This is a genomic window from Pseudomonas sp. GM84, assembly GCF_000282535.1.
GTDB lineage: Bacteria > Pseudomonadota > Gammaproteobacteria > Pseudomonadales > Pseudomonadaceae > Aquipseudomonas.
Genome location: NZ_AKJC01000104.1, coordinates 35,846 through 58,204 on the forward strand (window position 1 = coordinate 35,846; position 22,359 = coordinate 58,204).

Sequence of the window (22,359 nt, forward strand, 5' to 3'; positions counted from 1 at the left end):
GGGGACTTGAATGTCCGTACGACGCACACGCAAAGACGATGGTAGCCAATGGACCGTGGCCGACAGCCGCAGTGTTTATGGCATCCGCCATTGGGGCGCTGGTTATTTCGCCATCAATGAAGCCGGGCGCGTCGAAGTGCGCCCCAACGGGCCCAATAGCGCACCGATCGACCTGTTCGAACAGGTCGACGAACTGCGCCAGAGCGGCTTGTCGCTGCCGTTGCTGGTGCGCTTCCCCGATATCCTGCAGGACCGCGTGCGCCAGCTGACCGGCGCCTTCGACGCCAACATCGCGCGTCTTGAATATCAGAGCCAGTACACCGCGCTGTACCCGATCAAGGTCAACCAGCAGGAAGCGGTGGTCGAGAACATCATCGCCACGCAGAACGTCTCCATCGGCCTGGAAGCCGGCTCCAAGCCCGAGCTGCTGGCGGTGCTGGCGCTGGCGCCGAAGGGCGGCACCATCGTCTGCAACGGCTACAAGGACCGCGAGTTCATCCGCCTGGCGCTGATGGGCCAGAAACTCGGCCACAACGTGTTCATCGTCATCGAGAAAGAGTCCGAAGTGGCGCTGGTGATCGATGAGGCCGCCGACCTCAAGGTCAAGCCGCAGGTGGGCCTGCGTGTGCGCCTGTCGTCGCTGGCATCGAGCAAGTGGGCCGATACCGGTGGCGAGAAGTCCAAGTTCGGCCTCTCGGCCGCCCAGTTGATTTCGGTGGTGCAGCGCTTCCGCGATGCCGGCCTGGACCAGGGCATCCGCCTGCTGCACTTCCACATGGGCTCGCAGATCGCCAACCTGGCCGACTACCAGCACGGTTTCAAGGAAGCCATCCGCTACTACGGCGAGCTGCGCGCGCTGGGCCTGCCGGTCGACCATATCGACGTGGGCGGTGGCCTGGGCGTGGACTACGACGGCACCCACTCGCGCAATGCCAGTTCGATCAACTACGACATGGATGACTACGCCGGCGTGGTGGTGGGCATGCTCAAGGAGTTCTGCGACGCGCAGGGCCTGCCGCACCCGCACATCTTCTCCGAGAGTGGCCGTTCGCTGACCGCGCACCATGCCATGCTGGTGATCCAGGTGACCGATGTCGAGAAGCACAACGATGAAGTGCCGACCATCGAGAACAAGGAAGCCCTGCCGGAAACCGTGCAATGGCTGGTTGACCTGCTGGGCCCGACCGACATCGAGATGGTCACCGAGACCTACTGGCGCGCCACCCACTACATGGGTGACGTGGCGGCGCAGTACGCCGATGGCAAGATCACCCTGGCCGAAAAGGCTCTGGCCGAGCAGTGCTATTTCGCCGTGTGCCGTCGCCTGCACAACTCGCTGAAAGCCCGCCAGCGCTCGCACCGCCAGGTGCTGGATGAACTCAACGACAAGCTGGCCGACAAGTACATCTGCAACTTCTCGGTGTTCCAGAGCCTGCCGGATACCTGGGCCATCGGCCAGGTGCTGCCGATCATTCCGCTGCACCGTCTGGACGAAGAGCCGATGCGCCGCGCGGTGCTGCAGGACCTGACCTGCGACTCCGACGGCAAGATCAACCAGTACGTCGACGAGCAGAGCATCGAGACCAGCATGCCGGTGCATGCGGTCAACGAAGGTGAGGATTACCTGCTGGGCGTGTTCCTGGTTGGCGCCTACCAGGAGATTCTCGGCGACATGCACAACCTGTTCGGTGACACCGATTCGGTGAACATCTACCAGAACGCCGATGGCAGCGTGTACCACGCCGGTATCGAGACCCACGACACCATCGAAGACATGCTGCGCTACGTGCACCTGTCGCCGGAGGAGTTGATGACGCATTACCGCGACAAGGTGGCCAGCGCCAAGATCAGCGCGCGTGAGCGAACCCAGTTCCTCGATGCCCTGCGTTTGGGCCTGACCCGCTCTTCGTACCTGTCGTCCTGATCTGCAAAAGGGGCCGCTGTGCGGCCCCTTCTGTTTCTACGGTTACGGGTTGGTGGCTGTCAGTTCGATTTTGACGGGCACAACCGCCCCATCCTCTCTAAGGATCGCTGTGCTCGAATAGCTATAGACCTGCTCCTGAGTTCGAGCCGTAACTTTCAAGCCGGCCACATGTTCTACGGCGCCGGATTGTCGAGTCACCAGGAAGGGCGTTAGGCGTTCAAGGCTCGGTAATACCTGATCGTCGTTCCCTGCCTGTTCCGCAACGAAGTACAGGTAGATCAGCGGAACAGTTGCGTTCCCAGCGTCACTTAGCACTTCATAAACGGCGCTGTGTTTGCCAAGCGGAGTTATCGAAACCACCTTGCTCAACACCGGCTTCGAGTGTTCGGTGAAAATCCATATGGCTTGTGCGAAGGCCAGCAGGAGCAAGCCTGCTATCAGCCATCTAGTAACCGAATGCCTTCGCATATTCGATACCTGCCTTGATCCATTCCTGGTCTTCTGGGTCATCACCATAAGGAGGGTCGCCCCACCATGAGTCAAACACCGGATTGCTGGTGCCCGCTCGACTCTGAGCCCATCCGGCACCTCTCAACAAAAAATCTTCCGAAAGGCCTGCGGCTGTTCCACATGCGCCGTAGTTGAAATTCCCCAAGGCCTCGTATTGCCTTACCTGCTGCTTATAGTCCCACTCACCTCGATTTCGAACTTTCGAGTAAAACCACGACACTAGAAAACCAGTGCCGCCGTTTTTGAAGTAGTTACGTTCCATGCTGGCAGCATGCATGTTGCTTACGACGGATACGTCTGATGGCGCGGGTGGAGGGTACTTGTACATAGTGGCTCCTTGCCCAAAGGCATTGAAAATGATCCCCCTCCGTGGGTTTTGCCTTATGTACCTGTGCCGTTCGGACAGTCAATCGGAAATGTCTCCCATATTGTTTTCCTGGTTCTCAGATCCACTTACCTCGCTGATGCAATTTCCAGCCAACCCCCCCCAACGTCACCGCCCGCAACGCCATGAATCCGAGAAACGCCAACCACAACCCATGGTTGCCAAACCCCCTCATGGCCCACGCCAGCGGCAGTGCAATCAGCACCGACAGCAGCATCGCATTGCGCATTTCCCGCGCCCGCGTCGCACCGATGAACAGCCCGTCGAGCAAGTAACTCCACACCGCGATCAACGGCAATACCGCCAGATAAGGCAGGTAGGGGTAGGCCGCCGCCCGCACGCTGGCGATATCGGTCTGCAGGTCGATGAACAGATGCCCCCCCACCAGGAACACCCCGGCAAACCCCAGGCTGGTGATCAACGACCAGCCGCACGCCACCACCAGCGAGCGGCGCAGGGTCTCGCCATCACGCGCACCAATGGCATGTCCGCACAGGGCTTCCACGGCATGTGCCAGGCCATCGAGGGCATAGGCGGTGAGCAACAGGCCGTTGAGCAGCAGCGCGTTGGCCGCCACCGTGGCCTCGCCCAGGCGTGCGCCCTGCACGGTAATCAGCAGGAACACCAGTTGCAGGGCCAGGCTGCGCAGGAAGATATCGCGGTTGACCGCCAGCAATGGCCGCCAGGCTTGCCAGCGCTTGAGCGCGGCCCAGGCGATCTGCCCGGGGTAGGCGCGCAGGGCGGGGCGGGTCAGGGCCAGGCCGAGCAGGGCGGCACTCCATTCGGCAATCACCGAGGCCCGCGCCGAGCCCAGCACGCCCCAGTCCAGACCCAGGACGAACCACAGGTTCAGCGCGATGTTCAGCAGGTTGGTGGTCAGCAGGATGGCCAGCGGCGCTCGCGCATTCTGGGTGCCGAGGAACCAGCCCACCAGCGCGTAGCTGGCCAGCGCCGCCGGCAGGCCGAGCAGGCGGGTATGGAAGAAGGCTTCGGTGGATTGCTGCAACTCGGCACTCGGTTGCATGGCATGCAGCGCCAGCTGGCTGAAGGGCAGGGCGAGCAGGCCGATGAGCAGGGCCAGGCCCAGTGCCAGCAGCAGGCCTTGCACCAATACCTGGCGCAGCGCGGCGCCATCGGCACGCCCTGCCGCCTGGGCGGCGAAGCCGGTGGAGCCCATGCGCAGAAAGCCCATCAGGCCGACCATGAAGGTGAACAACGTGCCGCCCACGGCCACCGCGCCGAGCTGGTGGGCGTGGGGCAGGTGGCCGATGACCGTGCTGTCGACCAGCGTCACCAACGGCACCGAGATGTTGGACAGGATCATCGGCGCGGCCAGGGCCCAGACTTTGCGGTGGGTGAGGCGATGGCGCCAGTCGCTGGCAATTCGAGACATGTGAGTTCCTGGGAAAAGCAGGGCCGCTGCGCGCCCCAATCGCCGGCAAGCCGGCTCCCACAGGTGCTCCGCTGAGCGTGAAGTGTGGGAGCCGGCTTGCCGGCGATTGGGGCGCAGAGCGCCCCCTTTCGGGTTCCGATTGGCCGCATTGTACCGGCCTGCCATCGGCCGTTGCGCTATAGTTGCTGCCCTCAAGCACCGCTGCCAAAGAGTTCCCACTCCATGTTCAACAAAGGATTGTTGCTGGCCTGCGCGCTGGCCTTGCTCAGCGCCTGTGATTCCTCGACACCCGACAAGCCCGCCCCTGCCACACAAACGCAGGCGAGCGCGCCGGCCGAGGCCCCGGCTGCCCGTCATGAAGATCCTGCCGTGCTCGCCAAGCGCTTTGAGGGCCGTGAACTGAGCGTGCTGGATGCCTCGGAAGTGCAGTTCGACGGCGCCAGCACCCTGTCGGTCAGTTTCTCCGTGCCGCTGGACGCCAGGCAGGACTTCGCCAGCAAAGTGCACCTGGTCGACACCGTGAAGGGCAAGGTCGACGGCGCCTGGGAACTCTCCGATAACCAGATGGAACTGCGCCTGCGCCATCTGGAGCCACAGCGCAAACTGGTGCTGACGGTCGACAAAGGCCTGCTGGCGGTCAATGGCCAGCAGCTCGCCAGCGAGTCGGTGACACGCCTGGAAACCCGCGACATGCAGCCCACGGTAGGCTTCGCCAGCCGTGGCTCGCTGCTGCCCACACGCCTGGCCGAAGGCCTGCCGGTAATCGCCCTGAACGTCGACAAGGTCGATGTCGAGTTCTTCCGGGTCAAGCCAGACAGCCTGTCGGCGTTCCTGGTCAGCTGGGGCCGCAACAGCAGCCTCTACTACTACCAGTCCAAGGAAACCCTGGACATGGCCGAGCTGGTCTACAGCGGCCGCTTCGACCTCAACCCGACGCGCAACACCCGTGAAACCGTGCTGCTGCCCATCGCCGGGATCAAGCCGCTGCAGGAACCAGGCGTGTACCTGGCGGTGATGCGCGCGTCCGGCACCTACGATTATTCGCAGCCCGCGACCCTGTTCACCCTCAGCGACATCGGCGTGTCCGCCCACCGCTACCGCGACCGCCTCGACGTCTTCGCCCAAGCCCTGGAGGGCGGCAAGGCACTCAATGGCGTCAACCTCGAACTGCACGACGACAAGGGCAAGCTCCTGGCCCAGGCCAGCACCGACGGCGCGGGCCATGCCCAGCTGCCGATCACTGCCAAGGCCGATACCCTGATCGCCACCCAGGGCGTGCACACCACGCTGCTGCGTCTGAATACCGCGGCCTTGGACCTGGCCGAGTTCGACATCACCGGCCCCCAGGCCAACCCGTTGCAGTTCTTCATTTTCGGCCCCCGCGACCTGTATCGCCCCGGTGAGACCGTGCTGCTCAACGGCCTGCTGCGCGACCAGGACGGCAAGCCGGTCAAGGCCCAGCCGGTCAGCGTGGAAGTGCGTCGCCCCGACGAGCAGGTCAGCCGCAAGTTCGTCTGGGAGGCCGATGGCAATGGCCTGTACCAGTACCCGCTGCAACTGGCGACGGAGGCCCCGACCGGTCGCTGGCAGCTGTTGCTCGACCTGGGCGGCGGGCGCAAGCAGGTGTACGAGTTCCTCGTCGAAGACTTCCTGCCCGAGCGCCTGGCGCTGGAGCTCAAGGGCAGCAGCACGCCGCTCGCCCCCGAAGACGCCGCGAACATCCAGGTCACCGGCCGTTACCTCTATGGCGCCCCGGCCGCAGGCAATCGCCTGAGTGGCCAGGCCTACCTGCGGCCCCTGCGCGAGGCGGTGCCGGCGCTGCCGGGCTATCAGTTCGGTTCGGTCACCGAGACCGACCTCAACCAGGACCTGGAGCTGGATGAAGTCACCCTCGATCAGACCGGCAAGGCCGTGGTCGCTATCGAAAGCCACTGGGCCGAGGCCCGCTCGCCGCTGCAATTGACCGTGCAGGCCAGCCTGCAGGAGTCTGGCGGGCGCCCCATCACTCGACGTCTGGAACAACCGATCTGGCCCGCCGAGCGCCTGCCCGGTTTGCGTGGCCTGTTCGAGGGCGAGGAAACCGACAGCGACGGGCCGGTGCAATTCGAATTCCTGGTGGCCGACCGTGACGGCCACAAGCTCGCCGCCGACGGCCTCAAGGTGCGCCTGATTCGCGAGCGCCGCGACTACTACTGGAACTACTCGCAGAGCGACGGCTGGAGCTACGCCTACAACGAGAAATTCCTCACCCAGGAAGAACAGACCCTCAGCATCGAGGCCGGTGCTACCGCCAAACTCAGCTTCCAGGTGGAATGGGGGCCGTACCGGGTAGAAGTGGAAGACCCACAGACCGGCCTGGTCTCCAGCGAACGCTTCTGGGCCGGCTACCGTGCCCAGGACAACGCCGCAGGTGGCGCGGTGCGGCCAGACCAGGTGAAGCTGGCGCTGGACCAACCGGCCTACGCCGACGGCGCCACCGCCAAAGTGACCGTGACCCCGCCAGCGGCCGGCAGCGGTTACCTGATGGTCGAATCGAGCGAAGGCCCGCTGTGGTGGCAGGAAATCGAGGTGCCCGCCGAAGGCAAGACCTTCGAGGTGCAGCTGGACAAACAATGGGCCCGCCACGACCTGTACCTCAGCGCCCTGGTGATTCGCCCTGGCGAGCGCAAGGCCAACGCCACGCCAAAACGTGCCGTCGGCGTCCTCCACCTGCCCCTGGCCCGCGCCGAGCGCAAGCTGGCGCTGAGCCTGCAGGCACCGGAGAAGATGCGGCCCAAGCAACCGCTGACGGTCAGTTTCAAGGCCGTCAACGCCGATGGCAGCGTGCCCAGGCAGGTGCATGTGCTGCTGTCTGCGGTGGATGTGGGCATCCTCAACATCACCGACTTCAAGACGCCCGACCCCTTCGCCAGCCTGTTCGGCCGCAAGGCCTATGGCGCCGACCAGCTGGACATCTACGGCCAGCTCATCGAAGCCGGCCAGGGCCGCCTGGCCAGCCTGGCGTTCGGTGGCGACGCGGCGATGGCCAAGGGCGGCAAACGGCCGAACACCACGGTGACCATCGTTGCCCAGCAGAGCCTGCCGGTGACCCTGGACGACAAGGGCGAAGGCCAGGCGACGGTCGATATCCCGGACTTCAACGGTGAACTGCGGCTGATGGCCCAGGCCTGGACCGAGGAGCATTTCGGCATGGCCGAAGGCAAGACCGTGGTGGCCGCGCCGCTGATCGCCGAGCTTTCGGCACCGCGCTTCCTCGCCGGTGGCGACCAGACCCGCCTGGCACTGGACCTGGCCAACCTGTCCGGCCGGGCCCAGCAACTGAACGTGGCCATCAGCACCGAAGGCCCGTTGAGCCTGGCGGCGAGTGCCCAGCAAAGCGTGACCCTGGCCGAGGGCCAGCGCACCACGCTGATGATTCCGGTGCAGGCCCAGGGTGGCCTGGGGCAGGGCAAGGTGCAGGTGCGGGTCGATGGCCTGCAGTTGCCGGGTGAGCCGGCCAGGGCCTTCACCCGCGAATGGACCCTGGGCATCCGCCCGGCCTACCCCGCGATGCTCAAGCACTACCGGGTAGCGCTCAAGGAGCAGCCCTGGACGCTGCCAGAAGGTGACCTGGCCGCCTTCGAGCCGGCTGGCCTGGAGGCCAGCCTGGCCCTGTCGAGCCGCCCGCCATTGAACCTGGCCGAGCAGATCCGCGCCCTCGAAGCCTACCCCTATGGCTGCCTCGAACAGACCGCCAGCGGCCTTTACCCGTCCCTCTACGCCGATGCCGAAAGCCTCGCACGCCTGGGCATCAAGGGCGAGCCGGCGGCGGTGCGCAAGCGCAAGATCGAGATGGGCATCGAGCACCTGCTGGGCATGCAGCGCTACAACGGCAGCTTTGGCCTGTGGAGTGCCGACAGCGAAGAAGAGTACTGGCTGACCGCCTATGTCACCGACTTCCTTCTGCGCGCTCGCGACCAGGGCTATGGCGTGCCGGCCGAGGCGCTGAAGAAGGCCAACGAGCGCCTGCTGCGCTACCTGCAGGAGCGCAACCTGATCGAGGTGGACTACAGCGAGAACGCCGAGCACACCCGTTTTGCCGTGCAGGCCTATGCCGCCCTGGTGCTGGCGCGCAACCAGCAGGCGCCGCTGGGTGCCCTGCGCAGCCTGTTCGATCGGCGTGCCGATGCCCGCTCCGGCCTGCCGCTGGTGCAACTGGCCGTGGCGCTGGACAAGATGGGCGACAAGCCGCGTTCGCAACAAGCCTTGCAGGCGGGCCTTGGCATCAGCCGCAGCAAGGGCTGGATGGCCGACTACGGCAGCAACCTGCGTGACCAGGCGCTGATCCTGGCGCTGCTGCAGGAAAGCAATCTGGCCAGCGACCAGGTCGACCAGCGCCTGTTCGCCCTGTCCGATGAGTTGGCAGCCAACCGCTGGCTGTCGACACAGGAACGCAACGCCCTGTACCTGGCCGGCCGTGGCCTGCTTGGCAAGCCGGAAGGCCAGTGGAAGGCGCGCCTGGACAGTGCCGGCGAGGTCCGCGAGTTCAGCAATGACGACGCTGGCATGAAGCTCGAAGGCCCGCTGCTGGCCTCGCCTTTGAGCCTGCAGAACGAGGGCAGCGCCACGCTCTATCAGCAGCTCACCCTCTCTGGCTACCCGCGCCAGGCGCCTGTCGCCGGTGGCAATGGCCTGGAAATTCGCCGCGAGTACCTGGGCATGAATGGCCAGCCACTGGACCTGCAGAACCTGCGCAGCGGCGACCTGGTGCTGGTGCACCTGGCACTCAAGGCCCAGGATCGAGTGCCTGACGCACTGGTGGTCGACTTGCTGCCGGCAGGGCTGGAGCTGGAGAACCAGAACCTGGCGCAGAGCGCCGCCAGCCTGGACAACGCCAGCAGCGCGGTGAAGCAATGGCGGGAATCGATGCAGAACGCCAGCGTGGTGCATCAGGAGTTTCGCGATGACCGCTATGTGGCGGCGCTCAAGCTCGACGGCTACGGCACCACCCACCTGCTGTACCTGGCGCGTGCGGTAACGCCGGGCACCTACCGTGTGCCGCCACCGCAAGTGGAGTCGATGTACCGGCCGAACCTGCAGGCGGTGGGGGATGGGCAGGGGGAGATGACGGTGAAGGCGCGATGAGGTTGTAGGGTTTTCACTGGCCCCATCGCCGGCAAGCCGGCTCCCACAGAAATCGCACACCTTCCTGTGGGAGCCGGCTTGCCGGCGATGGGCTGCAAAGCAGCCCAAGCCTCAATGGATCACCCAGCTCATCACCCACAAACCCAGCACCAGCCAGATGATCCCGAGGATGATCGAGGCACGCATGAACGCACGGATCGCCGAATACAGCAGCATCAGGCCGACGATCAGGGCGAGGATGCTGATCAGCGAGGTATCCATGCCCAACGTGCGTGCCAGCCCATCGATGAAGTTGCCCCCGGCATTGGCCAGCAGGTTGAACAGCCCGCTCAAGGCATCGACGATGAAGCGGATCAATGAACCCAATGCCTGGCCAAGCCACTCGAAAAAACCTTCTACATGCATAGTTGCTTCCTGATGAACGATTCGGCGAGTTGCCGTTCCCAAGCCTTTGGCCATCACCTGGCCAGGTCGGTTCCCGATGCCTAGCTTAGCCCGACCGCGCACGCGCGCGGGCAGGATCCTGCGCACCCTTGCCATCACGCTCATGCTGCTGTGCGGCCTGCTGTGGCTGGCTGACCGCCTGTGGCCACTGCCCATGCCGGCAGACGACCTGGCGCGGGTGGTGCTGGCCGAGGACGGCACGCCGTTGTGGCGCTTCGCCGATGCCGAGGGGGTGTGGCGTTACCCGGTCAGCCCCGACGAGGTTTCGCCGTTCTACCTGCAGGCGCTGCTTACCTACGAGGACCGCTGGTTCTACCATCATCCGGGGGTCAACCCGCTGGCGCTGGCGCGGGCGGCGTGGCTGAACCTGCGCGGTGGGCGCGTGGTGTCGGGCGGCAGCACGCTGTCGATGCAGGTGGCACGCCTGCTCGACCCGCATGACCGGACCCTGGCCGGCAAGTTGCGGCAGCTGTGGCGCACGGCGCAGCTGGAGTGGCACCTGTCCAAGCGCGAGATCCTCCAGCTCTACCTCAACCGTGCCCCGTTCGGCGGCACCTTGCAGGGCGTGGCCGCCGCCAGCTGGGCATATCTGGGCAAGTCGCCCAAGCACCTGACCGCCGCCGAGGCGGCGCTGCTGGCCGTGCTGCCCCAGGCACCGAGCCGTTTGCGCCCGGACCGTCACCCCGCGCGCGCCCAGCGCGCCCGCGACAAGGTGCTGCAGCGCCTGGCCGAGTATCAGGTATGGCCCGCCCAGCAGATCAGCGAAGCCACCGAGGAGCCGCTGTTGCTGGCGCCCCGTCAGGAACCGGCGCTGGCGCCACTGCTGGCGCGGCGCCTGAACACCCCCGACAGCCCACCGCTGATCCGCACCACCCTGGATGCCGCCTTGCAGCGGCGTCTGGAAGACCTGCTGCTGGGCTGGCGTGCGCGGCTGCCGGAACGTACCTCGGCGGCGATCCTGGTGGTGGATGCGCAGACCATGGCGACGCGGGCCTACCTGGGCTCGATCGACCTCGCCGATGAGCGACGCTTCGGCCATGTCGACATGGTTCGCTCGCTGCGCTCACCGGGTTCGACCCTCAAGCCGTTTCTCTACGGCATGGCCCTGGACGACGGCCTGATCCATTCCGAGTCGCTGCTGCAGGACGTGCCGCGGCGCTATGGCGACTACCGCCCCGGCAACTTCTCGATGGGCTTCAGTGGCCCGGTGTCGGCCAGCTCGGCGCTGGCCCTCTCGCTCAACCTGCCGGCGGTGCAATTGCTCGAAGCCTACGGGCCCAAGCGCTTTGCCGCGCAGTTGCGCATGGCCGGCATGCCGTTGGCACTGCCGCCATTGGCCGAGCCCAACCTGGCGCTGATCCTCGGTGGCGCCGGTAGCCGCCTGGAGGAATTGGTCGGCGGCTATGCCGCGCTGGCCCGGGCCGGCAACAGTGCCCAGGTGCGCTTGCAGCCCCAGGACCCGCTGCTGGAGCGGCGCTTGATGTCGCCGGGTGCGGCGTGGATCATCCGGCGCATCCTCAGCGGCCAGGCGTGGCCGGACCGCGACCCGCATGCCGAGCTGGTGCAACGTCCGCAGCTGGCCTGGAAGACTGGCACCAGCTACGGCTTTCGCGATGCCTGGTCGATCGGCGTCGGCCCGCGCTACCTGATCGGCGTCTGGATCGGCCGGCCCGATGGCACGCCGGTGCCCGGGCAGTTCGGCCTGGGCTCGGCAGCACCCCTGATGCTGCAGGTGCATGACTTGCTGAGCAACCGCGACAGCCAGCGCGGGTTGAGCGTCCCGGTCGAGCGCGTGCCCGACAGCGTTGGCGTGGCGGCGATCTGCTGGCCGCTGGGGCAGCCCATGGCGCGCCAGGACCCCAACTGCCGGCGGCAGCGCTTCGCCTGGACGCTCGACGGGACTACGCCACCGACCCTGCAGGCCGCCGACCAGCCGCTCGGCCTGGGCTTGCGCGAGCGGGTCTGGGTCAATGCCCAGGGGCTGCGGGTGGATGGCAGCTGCTCAGGGGCCAAGCTGCGCGACATCGCCCTCTGGCCGGCGCCTCTGGAGCCCTGGTTGCCGCGTGCCGAGCAGCGTGCGACGCGGCTGCCGGCGGTGGACCGCAACTGCCCGCCGCAGGTCCCGGCCAGCGCGCCACCGTTGTCGATCGTCGGCGTACGTCCCGGTGACAACCTGCGCCGCCCGGCAAGCAGCACCGAGCCGCTGCAACTGCAGGTGTCGGCCCTGGGCGGCGGCGGTCGGCGCTGGTGGTTCCTCAACGGCCAGCCGCTGGGCGAAACCGAAGGCCAGGGCAGCTTGCTGGTGCGCTTCCAGCAGCTCGGGCAGCATGAGCTGAGTGCGCTGGACGAAAGCGGTGCAACGGCGCGGGTGGCCTTCCAGGTGGGTGAGTAGCGTTCGACGTTTGCCGAGGCAGCACCTACGCTTGCTGGTGATGGGTGTGACCGGCGACGCCCCGGTACCCAAGGGATTCTGGAGCACCCTATGCGTCCTCTGGTCGTGCCCCTGATGCTCGTGTCCTGGGCCAACGCGGTTCTTGCCGACCCGTTGCCGGTGTATCTCGACAGCCACGAATACGAACGCCGCCTCCCCAGTGCGAATCTGCCGCTGGATGCCTATCGCCCTGTTGCACCGCCGCTGCAACTGGCGGTGGCCGCTGGCGAGCCAGCTTCGATGCCGATGGCCGACCGACTGGTGCTGCACAAGGTGCGTTTCGAAGGCGGTACGGTCTACCCGTTGAGCGAGCTGCGTGAGCACTATCAACCGCTGATTGGCCAATCGATCACAGTGGATGAACTGCAGCAGTTCACCGATCGCCTGACCCAGCGCTACCGCGACGACGGTTTTCCCCTGTCGTTCGCCTACTTGCCGCAGCAGGATCTTGCCGATGGCCGCGCCCACGTGGTGCTGGTGGAAGGCTATATCCGAGACGTCCAGATCGTGGGTGATATCGGCCCCGCGGCGGCCTACTTCGCACAGTTGGCCGAGCGGCTGAAAACCGAGCGGCCACTGACCGACGCAACGCTCCAGCGCACCCTTGGCCTGATGCAGCGTGTTCCGGGCATCACCGTGCAGGCCGAGGTGATCCCGGAGGAAGGCGCCGAGGGTGCGGCACGGCTTACCCTGCGCGCGTCGCGCCAGCCATTTGCTGCAGCCGTGACCGTGAATGACGGCAGCCGTGACGATCTGCAGGCGCTGTTCACGGTTTCCAGCAATGCGCAGACGCGTCTTGCCGAGCAGTTGACCGCACGTTTCTTGCTGCCGCCGGGTGATGACCAGGCGCATTACCAACGGCTTGACTACAGCCAGTACCTGGACGCCCAGGGCAGCCAGTTGCTGCTTTCGGCTGCGCGCTACCGCAGCGAACCCGGCACCCGTGTACGCCTGGACAACGGTACCGACCTGAGCCAACGCATCGAGAGCGAGCGCTATGCCCTCGGCTTCGCACAGCCGCTGATCGTTGGCGCGAATGAATGGATGAACGTGACCGGGCGTTTCTATTCGGTCAGCGAGCACATCGATGAAAGGCGCGGTGGCGAGCGTGAATACGACACCTATGTGCGTGCACTGTCATTCGAGGGCGACTGGCGCCAGGCCGAGCGACGGCGCCTGCGCATGGTCAGTGCCGGGGTCTATCAGGGCCTGGATTACCTGGGCGCGCGCAGCGATGCCGACTACGACCTGGACTTCCTGCGATTTCGCCTGGCGGGGTTGCAGGGCGACACCTTGCTGGAAAACTGGCAGGGCGTCGTCTCGGGTGCGCTGTACTGGAGTGATGAGCGCCTGCCCGAGAGCGAGCGGGCGGTGTTCGGTGGGCAGCATTTCGGCCGCGGCTATCCGCGCGACCAGGCCGCAGGGGACAAGGGTTGGGGCGTGGCCTACGAGCTCAACTACAGTATCCGGTCACGCACGGGTTGGCCGCCTGTGCTGCAGCCCTATGCGCTCCTCGACGCCGCCAAGGCCTGGTACAACGGCGGGCCGTTCGAGGATGCCAACATGAGTTCGGTGGCAATCGGGGTGCGGCTATCGGACGGCCGCGCCGGCAGCGTTGCGCTGGAAGTGGCCAAACCGCTGGCAGATGTGGCGCTGGACAGCATGAACCGAGCGCCGCGCGTGATGTTGAGCGTTACCTATCAGATGCAATGAGGCCCACAGCGACGTGGGTCAGTGCGTGATGAAACGCTGGTGCACCGGCGACGAACTCGGCGTCAGCGCCAGGGCCAGTTGCGTGCGGTTGTGCATGTGGGTCAGGCGCAGCACCTGCGAGACGTACAGTTTGACGGTGTTCTCGGTGATGCCCAGCTCGCAGGCAATCTGATAGTTGGTCTTGCCCTTGCTCACCAGGCGGGCCACCTCCAGCTGGCGGGGCGACAATTTCTCGAACGCGGCGGGCAACTCGCCTTCAGGCTCCTCGGCATCGGTGGCTCGCCGGTGAACGCCTTGGCCGCGGGCTTTTTCGAGATCCTGGTAAAGCTCGTCGATGGAGCCGGCCAAGTCCTGCAGGCGCTGATTGAGGTTGCCCAGGTCCTGGAAGTTGGCCTTGCGTTCGAGCAGGATCTGCTCCTGGCGGCGCAGGCCTTCGAGCAGTTCGTCGAGGTCCGTGGGTTTCTGGTAATAGTCGGCAAAGCCCTCGCGCAAGGCGCGGATCACGTCCTGCTTGTCGGCACGGCCGGTGAGCATGATCGCTTCGAACATGCGTTGGCGCCCGGCAATCTCCTTCAACGCCCGAACCAGCTCGATGCCATCGCGTTCGGGCATGTGCAGGTCGCACAGCACCAGGCCAATGGCTTCGTCGGCCATGTAGCGCTCGATGGCTTGGTCGGTTGAAAAGGCGGGAACGCAGGAGTGGCCCTGGCTTTCGAGAAACTCGCACAACTGCTCGACGATCACTTCCTGATCATCGACGACCAGGACTTTCACCTCACTTGATGACTTGTTCACGATCAAACTCCCTGTTCGTATATGGCCCAGCTCCCGGACCAGACGCTCTGGCAGCTTAAAAATAGCCGCTGCAAGCGATTCTGTACAAGGTATGTACAAGCCATCGGACCGCAGGGATGATCATTGGATCCATACAGCGGTAAGAAGAAAGCCGGCGAGCACGTAGGGGACGAAGGCCTGTTTGTCGCCCATTTGCTCGGTCAGGGTCTGCAGGCGCTTCTTCACCTTGGGGTTGAGCAGGGTCCACAGGCGCCTGCGCGTTGCCAGCCAGAGCAGCAGGCTGACACCCGCCCCGATGAAGGTACCGAGCACATATTGCGGGCTGGTGGCCAAGGCCAGGGCGCCCATCAGCTTGACGTCGTCGGCGCCGAAGCGGCCGAGCATGTAGCCGGGCAGGGTCAGCAGCATGACGATGGCCAGGGCCCAGCCGGCCTCGCTGGCGTCGGCGCCGATCCAGCTGTGGCCGGTGACGAACAGCCAGACCAGGGCGCAGGCGGCGACACCCAGTGTCAGCACGTTGGCGATCTGGCGTTCGCGGATATCTTGTTCAGAGCACAAGGCAAGCCACATCAGGAGAACAATGCTTTGCATTGGCAGTCCTTATTCGTTGAACACCGCTACCCGTTCAGTCAGGTTTCCTAGTCAGGGTAGACGCGAACTGACGAACGGGCTATGCCATGGCTATTTCTTGCTGCCCGGTGGGTAATGGCTCAACACTTCGGCCACGGTGTTGTGGATCGCGCTGTTGCGCTCCTCCGGGCTTGGTGGATAGTTGTTCATGATCTGCTCGGCACTGCCGCGCCAGACCAGCTTGCCGTCATGGCCATCGAACATGTCGACCTGGATGGTCGCCACCTTGTAGTCGACGCTGCGGGTCTCGTTGTACATCGGCCCGCCCCAGTAGCCACCCCAATAGCCACCCCAGCCGCCCCCGTAGTTGGTGGTGATCTGTTGCTGGCGTTGCTCGACGATCAGGTAGGCACGCACCTTGAGGTCGGCAGGGCTATTGCCCTGGGCCGGACGCAGGCCGCGCTGGTCGAGCTGATAGTCGACCGCTTGACGGATGCGCTGTTCGGTCAGATCGCTCTTGATGCGCGGATCATCCGGGCGGTATTGCAGGCCCGGCTCCTGCCACGCCCAGCTGCGATACGCGGCAAAGTCGCGGCTGGCGTCGAAGTCCTGCTGGACGTTGTGGCTTGAGCAGGCGGCGAGCAGCAACGCGAACGACAGTAGAACAAGGCGGCGCAACATGATGGTTCTCCATTGAACATTAACTGGGAGGATAGCCGCTGAGCGCTTTGTGCACCGATTCGCGCAAGGCGCTTTCGCGCTCGCGCGGCGAGCTCTGGTCGCTGCCACTTTCGGCGCTCGCGCTCCACACCGGCTCGCCGTTACGGGCATCGAACAGGTCGATGCGCACCACCATCACTTCGACTTCGTAGGTGCGCACGATCGGCACGCTGGCATAGGCGCCGTAGCCGTTGTTGTAGCCACCGACGCCGACACTGCCATAGGGACGCGGGCCATAGTAGGGGCCGTAATAGGGGTCGTAGTAGTCGTAGTCGCGTACCTGGCGCAGGCGCCGCTCAAGGCGCATGTCGGCACTGACCAGCAGGTCGCCGGCGCTACCCCTGGCCGGACGCAGCCCGTGCTGGTCGAGCGCACCGCTGACGGCGTCGGCCAGTTGCCCGGGGTCGGCGTCGGCGTTGCCGGTGGGCAGTTGGCCGTCGCGCCAGCTCCAGCTTCGGTAACGTCCATAGTCCCGCGCAGGTGCCGGGTAGGCACTGGCGTCGAAGGTACTGGCCGCTTGCGCGGGGGCCGGTGGCAGCGGGCGGCTGCTGGCAACGTAGGGGTTGCTCGCCTGGCAAGCGGCCAAGGCGAGCGGCAGCATGGCCAGGCACAGTGGACGGTACGGCATTTCTTCCTCCCGGCGGGCGGGTCAGCGGGGGCGGCACATCCAGTGCAGGTAGCGGCCGAGCCCGGCGAAACCTGGGTGACGGCGGTGGGCCAGTTCCATTTCCAGCAGGTCGAGCAGCTCGGCCTTGTCCTGGAATTCCTTGGGCATGTAGTCGTGGAACACCCGCACGCCGCTCTCGCTTTCGACGTGCCACATGGATTCAAGTTGCGCCTTGAGCTCCCGTGGATCAAGCGGTTTTTGCGGGGTCAGGCTCTGCTTTTCACCCTGCAGGCGGTTGCTGCGCAGCTTGCGGAAATGGCCCTTGAGCAGGTTGCGGTAGACCAGCGCATCGCGGTTGTAGAAGGCCAGCGACAGCCAGCCACCGGTGGCGGTCAACTGGTGCAGCACCGGCAGGATGCTTTCCGGCTCGGCCAGCCATTCGAGCACGGCGTGGCACAGCACCAGGTCGTAGGGTTCGGTGAGCTGGCCGAGCAGATCCTGCCACGGCGCCTGGATGAAGGTGGCGGGCTGGCCGGCTTCGGCAAAGCGCGCGCGGGCGCCTTCGAGCATCGGCGCGGCCGGTTCGGCCAGGGTCACGTGGTGGCCGCGCTGGGCCAGCCAGAGCGCCATGTGGCCGAGCCCGGCACCAATGTCGAGCACCCGCAGCGGGCGGTCAGGCAGGGCTTCGGCCAGGTCGGCCTGGAGCACGGCCAGGCGGATCGCACCCTTGGCGCCGCCGTAGATCTTCTCGGCGAAACGGGTGGCCAGCTCATCGAAGTGACGGTCGTTCATCGGGCGAAGCGCCTCTCGCTGTCGGCCAGCTTGGCCCGTACCACTTGCTCCATGTCCAGGCCCAGTTCGCTGCACAGCAGCAACAGGTAGAGGATCACGTCACCGACCTCCTGGCCGGCATGGGCGAGCTGATCAGCAGGCAGCTGGCGCGATTGCTCCTCGCTCAGCCACTGGAAGATTTCCACCAGCTCGGCCATTTCCACGCTGGCAGCCATGGCCAGGTTCTTCGGGCTGTGGAAGCCGCGCCAGTCGTTGTTGTCGCGGATCCGGTGCAGGCGTTCGGTGAGTTCTTGCAGGTTCATCGGGGGTCTCCTAATGCCGCATAGCTTCGGCGCAGGCCCGATGCAAAGCAAGTGGATTCGGGGCGCTAGAGCGTTTCCCAGCGCCCGACCATGTGCACCAGCTCGCCATGCCCATCGAGCCGCAGGTCACCTGCAGGGCCTGCCGCGCTGGCACTGAGCACCACCTCCGACGGCAGGCGCACGGGTTTGCGGAAATCCACCTCGAACGCGTATTTGCTGTTGGGCAAATGGGTACGCAGCGCCGCCAGTGCCATGGCCTTGCTCCACATGCCATGGGCAATGGCCTTGGGAAAACCGAACAATCGTGCGCTGGCCGCACTCAGGTGGATCGGGTTGTAGTCGCCGCAGACCTTGGCGTAGCGCCGGCCGATATCACTGTCGGCATACCAGCGGGTGGCTTCCGGCAAGGACTCAGGCACGTTGTCTTCGCCGGCGTCGGGCTGGCCATCGAGGTGTAAGCCACGCACCAACATGCGGCTGGTCTCGCGCCAGAGCAGGCCGAGCGCATCCTCGGCTTCGGTGACCAGGTCGAAGGTGCCGCCCTTGGCATGCGCCTGCAGGTTGTCGGCGAACACTGCAAAGCGCAGCCCGTCGATGCCGCCCAATGGGCGCAGCACCTCGATGCGATTGTGCAGGTGAACCAGGCCGAGCAATGGGAACGGGAAGTCGTGGGCTGTCAGCAGTTGCAGTTGCAGCGTGAAGGCCATCACGTGCGGGTAAGTGCCGGGCAGTCGCCCATCGTCGGTGAAGTGACAGAGCCGGCGATAGGCCGCCAGGTTGTCGGGCTGCACGCGAATGAAACTGCGCAGGCCAGCGGTGGGTAGCGTGCTGCCGCTGATCTTGCGTTTGCTGGCCGCGCGCAGGTAAAGGCTGGCGCGCGAGTCGGGGCTGTGCAGGTCGTGCCATTGTCGGTTCATGCTCATGCCCCCATCAATGCCTGGCCGCAAACCCGCAGCACTTGCCCGTTGACGGCGCCGGCCCCTGGCTGGCTGAGCCAGGCGATGGCTTCGGCGACATCCTGTGGGCGCCCGCCCTGACCCAGCGAGCTCAAGCGCCGCCCGGCCTCGCGCAGGCCCATGGGCATGGCGGCGGTCATGTGCGTCTCGATGAAACCCGGGGCCACCGCGTTGATGCTGCCGCCACGCTCGGCGAGCTTCGGCGCCCAGGCCTGGGCGAAGCCGATCAGCCCGGCCTTGCTGGCCGCGTAGTTGGCCTGGCCACGGTTGCCGGCGATGCCGCTGACCGAGGCCAGCAGGGTGATGCGTGCGTCGGCGCCCAGCGCGCCGCCTTCATAAAGCGCCTGGGTCAATACCTGCGGGGCCTTGAGGTTGACCGCCATGACCGCGTCCCAGTATTCCGGGGTCATGTTGGCCAGGGTCTTGTCGCGGGTGATGCCGGCGTTGTGCACGACGATATCGATGCCGCCGGGCAGGGCTTCGAGCAGCTGCGCGGCGGCGTCGCCGGCGCAGATGTCCAGGCCCAGGGCCTTGCCGCCCAGGCGGGCTGCCAGGGCGTCGAGGTCCTGTTGCGCCTGCGGCACGTCCAGCAGCATGACCTCGGCACCGTCGCGGGCCAGGGTTTCGGCGATGGCGGCGCCGATGCCCCGCGCCGCGCCGGTGACCAGCGCACGCCGGCCTGCCAGCGGCCGGGTCCAGTCTTCGACCTGCTCGGCGCAGGGTTCAAGGCGCAGCACCTGCCCGGAAATGAACGCGCTCTTGGGCGACAGGAAGAAGCGCAGGGCCCCTTCGAGCTGGTGTTCGGCACCGTTGGCGATGTAGAGCAGCTGCGCCGTGGCGCCGTTGCGCAGCTCTTTGGCCAGTGACCGGCTAAAGCCCTCCAGGGCACGTTGGGCAACGCTGGCCAGTGGGTCGTCGAGCTGCTCTGGCGTACGCCCGAGGATCACCACATGGGCACAGGTGGCCAGGCTGCGCAGCAAGGGCTGGAAGAACTCGCGCAACTGCTTCAGCGCGTCGCTGTCGGACAAATGGCTGGCATCGAACACCACGGCCTTGATCTTCGGCCCCAGGCCGGCGACCCAGGCGGGGGCCTGCAAGCCTTCACCATTGAAGCTGTAGCATTCGTCGGTCAGGCGCGGGGCGATGGCTTCGACGGTGTTCGCCAACGGCCCGCCGCCCAGCACCAGCGCGCCCTCTACAGGGCGCAGGCGGCCCGCCTGCCAGCGCTCCAGCGGCGCCGGGCGCGGCAGGCCAAGGGCATCGACCAGGCGACGGCCGAGGTTGGAGTTGGCAAAGCCGATATAGCGGTCGCTCATGTGCGGGTCTCCCGGAAGGCAAGCTTGCAAGTGTGGACCAACTTTGTGGCAAGGTCGTTCGAATGCGGCAAAAACACCTAGGCTGTACGGACCGAATGGTTTCAGGAGGAATCCACGCATGCGTTCACTTCGCCGGGTCGCGATCCTGGGCGGCAACCGAATTCCCTTCGCCCGCTCCAACGGCGCTTACGCCACTGCCAGCAACCAGGCGATGCTCACCGTCACCCTCGAAGGCCTGATCGAGCGTTATCGCCTGCATGGGCAGCGCTTGGGCGAGGTGGTGGCGGGCGCGGTGCTCAAGCACTCCCGTGACATGAGCCTGACACGCGAATGCGTGCTCGGGTCGCGCCTGTCGCCACAGACGCCTGCCTACGACATCCAGCAGGCCTGTGGCACTGGCCTTGAGGCGGCGCTGCTGGTGGCCAACAAGATTGCCCTGGGGCAGATCGACAGCGGCATCGCGGGTGGCGTGGACACCACTTCCGATGCGCCGATCGCGGTCAATGAGGGGCTGCGCCGCATCCTGCTGCAGGCCAACCGCGGCAAGAGCCTTGGCGAGCGGCTCAAGCCTTTTCTGCAACTGCGCCCTGGCCACCTCAAGCCTGAGCTGCCGCGCAACGGCGAGCCACGCACCGGGCTGTCGATGGGCGAGCACTGCGAGCGCATGGCGCAGACCTGGCAGATCGACCGCGCCGCGCAAGATGAACTGGCCCTGCTCAGCCACCAGCGGTTGGCGGCGTCCTACACCGACGGCTGGCAGGACGACCTGGTTACGCCGTTCCTGGGGCTGGCGCGCGACAACAACCTGCGACCGGACCTGAGCCTGGAGCAACTCGGCAAGCTCAAGCCGGCGTTCGACCACAGTGGCCTGGGCACCCTGACCGCGGGCAACTCCACGCCGCTGACCGATGGCGCTTCGCTGGTGCTGCTGGGCACGCCGGAGTGGGCCCAGACGCAGGGGCTGGAGGTGCTGGCGTATCTGGTCGATGGCGAAACGGCGGCGGTGGACTTCGTCAAAGGCCAGGAAGGGCTGTTGATGGCGCCGGTCTACGCCGTGCCGCGCTTGTTGGCGCGCAATGGCCTGAGCCTGCAGGACTTCGACTACTACGAGATTCACGAGGCCTTCGCTGCCCAGGTGTTGTGCACCCTCAAGGCCTGGGAGGATGCCGAGTACTGCCGCACGCGTCTGGGGCTGGAGGCACCGCTTGGGGCCATCGACCGCAGCAAGCTCAACGTCAAGGGCAGTTCCCTGGCGGCCGGGCATCCGTTTGCCGCGACCGGGGGGCGGATTCTGGCCAATCTGGCCAAGCTGCTGGCCAAGGCGGGCAAGGGGCGCGGGTTGATTTCGATCTGCGCGGCGGGAGGGCAGGGCGTGACGGTGATTGTCGAGCGTTGAGACCGCGTCGTCCCTTTCGCCGGCAAGCCGGCTCCCACAGTTGAGGCATGTGGGTTACCTGTGGGAGCCGGCTTGCCGGCGAAGGGGGCGACATGGCGCCTTCAGGTGTTAGGCTTGTCTGGTCAGAACTATAAGAAACCATCATGCCGAGCATCGGACACCCCCGCGCCATCCCTGCCCTCGACCACCTGCCCAGGCCGCTTTATGCCCGTGCCGAAAGCCTGGGCGCTGGCTCCTGGACCACCTGCCACCGCCATGACTGGGTACAGTTTTCCTATGCCATCAGCGGCGTACTGGGCGTGTATACCCGCGACGGTAGCTACTTCGCCCCGCCGCAGTGGGGCGTGTGGATTCCGGCCGATGCCGAACATGAAGTGGTAACGACCGGGCAGGCCGAAATGCGCAGCCTGTATATCCGCCGCGATGCCTGTCCGTGGGCGCCGACGCAGTGCCGGGTACTCGAAGTAACGCCCCTGGCGCGGGAGCTGATCAAGCAGTTCTGCCTGTACCCGGCGCATTACCCGGAAGGTGACAGTGTCGAAGCGCGCCTGGTGGCGGTGCTGCTCGACCAGCTGCGCAGGCTGCCCGAAGTGGGCTTCTCGCTACCGCTGCCCCGTCATCCGGGATTGCTGGCGCTGTGCAATGGCCTGATCGCTGCGCCGGATCAGGTGCAGACCTTGCAGCAGTGGGCGCTGCAGTTGGGGTGTTCGGAGAAAACCTTGATGCGCCTGTTCCAGCGGGAAACCGGGTTGAGCTTCCGCAATTGGCGGCAGAGGATGCGGCTGTTGTCGTCACTGGCATTGCTGGAGGCGGGGGAGAGTGTGACCGACGCGGCGCTGGGGTGTGGCTATGACTCGACCTCGGCTTATATCGCGGCTTTCAAGCAGTTGTTCGGGGCCACGCCGGGGGAGTTGAAATTGTAGGGTGCCTGTAGCGGCCCTATCGCCGGCAAGCCGGCTCCCACAGGTACAGCGCAAGCCT

Annotated in this window: 18 protein-coding genes; 6 read left to right on the forward strand and 12 right to left on the reverse strand. The window is 65.8% G+C overall.

Annotated features, from left to right (window positions below):
* Positions 1 to 10 precede the first annotated feature (10 nt).
* Positions 11 to 1,924, forward strand: a complete 1,914-nt coding sequence (gene speA, locus PMI38_RS09290; protein ID WP_008093097.1) for an arginine decarboxylase — start codon at positions 11 to 13, stop codon at positions 1,922 to 1,924.
* A 42-nt stretch (positions 1,925 to 1,966) separates the two neighbouring features.
* Here the strand turns inward: speA and PMI38_RS09295 are convergent, their stop codons facing one another.
* From PMI38_RS09295 to PMI38_RS09300, 3 genes are all read right to left on the reverse strand, one after another.
* A complete protein-coding gene (locus PMI38_RS09295) occupies positions 1,967 to 2,353 on the reverse strand; it encodes a hypothetical protein (RefSeq protein WP_238540179.1) in 387 nt (128 codons plus the stop codon).
* A 16-nt stretch (positions 2,354 to 2,369) separates the two neighbouring features.
* Positions 2,370 to 2,762 carry a polymorphic toxin type 44 domain-containing protein gene (locus PMI38_RS26540; protein ID WP_008093100.1) on the reverse strand — a complete coding sequence of 131 codons (393 nt, stop codon included), beginning with the start codon at positions 2,760 to 2,762 and terminating at the stop codon, positions 2,370 to 2,372.
* 115 nt (positions 2,763 to 2,877) lie between these two features.
* On the reverse strand, positions 2,878 to 4,212 hold the full coding sequence (locus PMI38_RS09300) for an MATE family efflux transporter (protein WP_008093102.1): 1,335 nt from the start codon (positions 4,210 to 4,212) through the stop codon (positions 2,878 to 2,880).
* A gap of 222 nt (positions 4,213 to 4,434) precedes the next feature.
* Between PMI38_RS09300 and PMI38_RS09305 the strand changes: the two genes are divergently transcribed.
* A complete protein-coding gene (locus tag PMI38_RS09305; protein ID WP_008093104.1) occupies positions 4,435 to 9,336 on the forward strand; it encodes an alpha-2-macroglobulin family protein in 4,902 nt (1,633 codons plus the stop codon).
* 111 nt (positions 9,337 to 9,447) lie between these two features.
* Here PMI38_RS09305 and PMI38_RS09310 read toward each other — a convergent pair whose 3' ends face one another.
* A complete protein-coding gene (locus tag PMI38_RS09310; protein ID WP_008093106.1) occupies positions 9,448 to 9,741 on the reverse strand; it encodes a hypothetical protein in 294 nt (97 codons plus the stop codon).
* A 76-nt stretch (positions 9,742 to 9,817) separates the two neighbouring features.
* On the opposite strand from PMI38_RS09310, the gene pbpC reads away from it, so the two are divergent.
* A complete protein-coding gene (gene pbpC, locus PMI38_RS09315) occupies positions 9,818 to 12,172 on the forward strand; it encodes a peptidoglycan glycosyltransferase PbpC (RefSeq protein WP_008093107.1) in 2,355 nt (784 codons plus the stop codon).
* A 90-nt stretch (positions 12,173 to 12,262) separates the two neighbouring features.
* On the forward strand, positions 12,263 to 13,924 hold the full coding sequence (locus PMI38_RS09320) for a ShlB/FhaC/HecB family hemolysin secretion/activation protein (protein ID WP_008093109.1): 1,662 nt from the start codon (positions 12,263 to 12,265) through the stop codon (positions 13,922 to 13,924).
* An 18-nt stretch (positions 13,925 to 13,942) separates the two neighbouring features.
* Here the strand turns inward: PMI38_RS09320 and PMI38_RS09325 are convergent, their stop codons facing one another.
* The 8 genes from PMI38_RS09325 to PMI38_RS09360 all read right to left on the reverse strand — a co-directional run bounded on the left by PMI38_RS09325 (position 13,943) and on the right by PMI38_RS09360 (position 19,982).
* Complete coding sequence (locus tag PMI38_RS09325) at positions 13,943 to 14,725, reverse strand: response regulator transcription factor (protein WP_443216388.1); 783 nt, start codon at positions 14,723 to 14,725, stop codon at positions 13,943 to 13,945.
* Between the two features lie 114 nt (positions 14,726 to 14,839).
* A complete protein-coding gene (locus tag PMI38_RS09330) occupies positions 14,840 to 15,310 on the reverse strand; it encodes an A24 family peptidase (protein ID WP_008093114.1) in 471 nt (156 codons plus the stop codon).
* Between the two features lie 90 nt (positions 15,311 to 15,400).
* The gene (locus PMI38_RS09335) at positions 15,401 to 15,970 is read right to left on the reverse strand and encodes a DUF4136 domain-containing protein (RefSeq protein WP_008093116.1); all 570 of its coding nucleotides are present in this window, start codon (positions 15,968 to 15,970) and stop codon (positions 15,401 to 15,403) included.
* Positions 15,971 to 15,989: 19 nt separating this feature from the next.
* Positions 15,990 to 16,637: a DUF4136 domain-containing protein gene (locus tag PMI38_RS09340; protein ID WP_008093117.1), complete on the reverse strand. Its 648-nt coding sequence runs from the start codon at positions 16,635 to 16,637 to the stop codon at positions 15,990 to 15,992.
* A gap of 21 nt (positions 16,638 to 16,658) precedes the next feature.
* Positions 16,659 to 17,408 (reverse strand): methyltransferase domain-containing protein, encoded by a 750-nt coding sequence (locus PMI38_RS09345; RefSeq protein ID WP_008093119.1) that lies wholly within the window; start codon positions 17,406 to 17,408, stop codon positions 16,659 to 16,661.
* A complete protein-coding gene (locus PMI38_RS09350) occupies positions 17,405 to 17,710 on the reverse strand; it encodes a MazG-like family protein (protein ID WP_008093121.1) in 306 nt (101 codons plus the stop codon). Before PMI38_RS09350 ends, PMI38_RS09345 begins: the two co-directional genes overlap by 4 nt.
* Positions 17,711 to 17,775: 65 nt before the next feature.
* Positions 17,776 to 18,627, reverse strand: coding sequence for a MaoC family dehydratase (locus tag PMI38_RS09355; RefSeq protein WP_043273314.1), 852 nt, complete (start codon positions 18,625 to 18,627; stop codon positions 17,776 to 17,778).
* Positions 18,628 to 18,629: 2 nt separating this feature from the next.
* Entirely contained in the window at positions 18,630 to 19,982 is a 1,353-nt protein-coding gene (locus tag PMI38_RS09360; RefSeq protein WP_008093125.1) for a 3-oxoacyl-ACP reductase, read from the reverse strand.
* 118 nt (positions 19,983 to 20,100) lie between these two features.
* Between PMI38_RS09360 and PMI38_RS09365 the strand changes: the two genes are divergently transcribed.
* Positions 20,101 to 21,378, forward strand: a complete 1,278-nt coding sequence (locus PMI38_RS09365) for an acetyl-CoA C-acetyltransferase (protein ID WP_008093127.1) — start codon at positions 20,101 to 20,103, stop codon at positions 21,376 to 21,378.
* A 143-nt stretch (positions 21,379 to 21,521) separates the two neighbouring features.
* Positions 21,522 to 22,301 carry an AraC family transcriptional regulator gene (locus PMI38_RS09370; RefSeq protein WP_008093130.1) on the forward strand — a complete coding sequence of 260 codons (780 nt, stop codon included), beginning with the start codon at positions 21,522 to 21,524 and terminating at the stop codon, positions 22,299 to 22,301.
* Positions 22,302 to 22,359 lie beyond the last annotated feature (58 nt).

What these genes read in the sequence shown, in the direction of transcription:
- speA (WP_008093097.1), top strand. Translation starts at nt 11, where the DNA reads ATGTCCGTACGACGCACACGCAAAGACGATGGTAGCCAATGGACCGTG.
- PMI38_RS26540 (WP_008093100.1), bottom strand. Translation starts at nt 2,762, where the DNA reads ATGTACAAGTACCCTCCACCCGCGCCATCAGACGTATCCGTCGTAAGC.
- PMI38_RS09300 (WP_008093102.1), bottom strand. Translation starts at nt 4,212, where the DNA reads ATGTCTCGAATTGCCAGCGACTGGCGCCATCGCCTCACCCACCGCAAA.
- PMI38_RS09305 (WP_008093104.1), top strand. Translation starts at nt 4,435, where the DNA reads ATGTTCAACAAAGGATTGTTGCTGGCCTGCGCGCTGGCCTTGCTCAGC.
- PMI38_RS09310 (WP_008093106.1), bottom strand. Translation starts at nt 9,741, where the DNA reads ATGCATGTAGAAGGTTTTTTCGAGTGGCTTGGCCAGGCATTGGGTTCA.
- pbpC (WP_008093107.1), top strand. Translation starts at nt 9,818, where the DNA reads ATGCCTAGCTTAGCCCGACCGCGCACGCGCGCGGGCAGGATCCTGCGC.
- PMI38_RS09320 (WP_008093109.1), top strand. Translation starts at nt 12,263, where the DNA reads ATGCGTCCTCTGGTCGTGCCCCTGATGCTCGTGTCCTGGGCCAACGCG.
- PMI38_RS09330 (WP_008093114.1), bottom strand. Translation starts at nt 15,310, where the DNA reads ATGCAAAGCATTGTTCTCCTGATGTGGCTTGCCTTGTGCTCTGAACAA.
- PMI38_RS09335 (WP_008093116.1), bottom strand. Translation starts at nt 15,970, where the DNA reads ATGTTGCGCCGCCTTGTTCTACTGTCGTTCGCGTTGCTGCTCGCCGCC.
- PMI38_RS09340 (WP_008093117.1), bottom strand. Translation starts at nt 16,637, where the DNA reads ATGCCGTACCGTCCACTGTGCCTGGCCATGCTGCCGCTCGCCTTGGCC.
- PMI38_RS09345 (WP_008093119.1), bottom strand. Translation starts at nt 17,408, where the DNA reads ATGAACGACCGTCACTTCGATGAGCTGGCCACCCGTTTCGCCGAGAAG.
- PMI38_RS09350 (WP_008093121.1), bottom strand. Translation starts at nt 17,710, where the DNA reads ATGAACCTGCAAGAACTCACCGAACGCCTGCACCGGATCCGCGACAAC.
- PMI38_RS09355 (WP_043273314.1), bottom strand. Translation starts at nt 18,627, where the DNA reads ATGAACCGACAATGGCACGACCTGCACAGCCCCGACTCGCGCGCCAGC.
- PMI38_RS09360 (WP_008093125.1), bottom strand. Translation starts at nt 19,982, where the DNA reads ATGAGCGACCGCTATATCGGCTTTGCCAACTCCAACCTCGGCCGTCGC.
- PMI38_RS09365 (WP_008093127.1), top strand. Translation starts at nt 20,101, where the DNA reads ATGCGTTCACTTCGCCGGGTCGCGATCCTGGGCGGCAACCGAATTCCC.
- PMI38_RS09370 (WP_008093130.1), top strand. Translation starts at nt 21,522, where the DNA reads ATGCCGAGCATCGGACACCCCCGCGCCATCCCTGCCCTCGACCACCTG.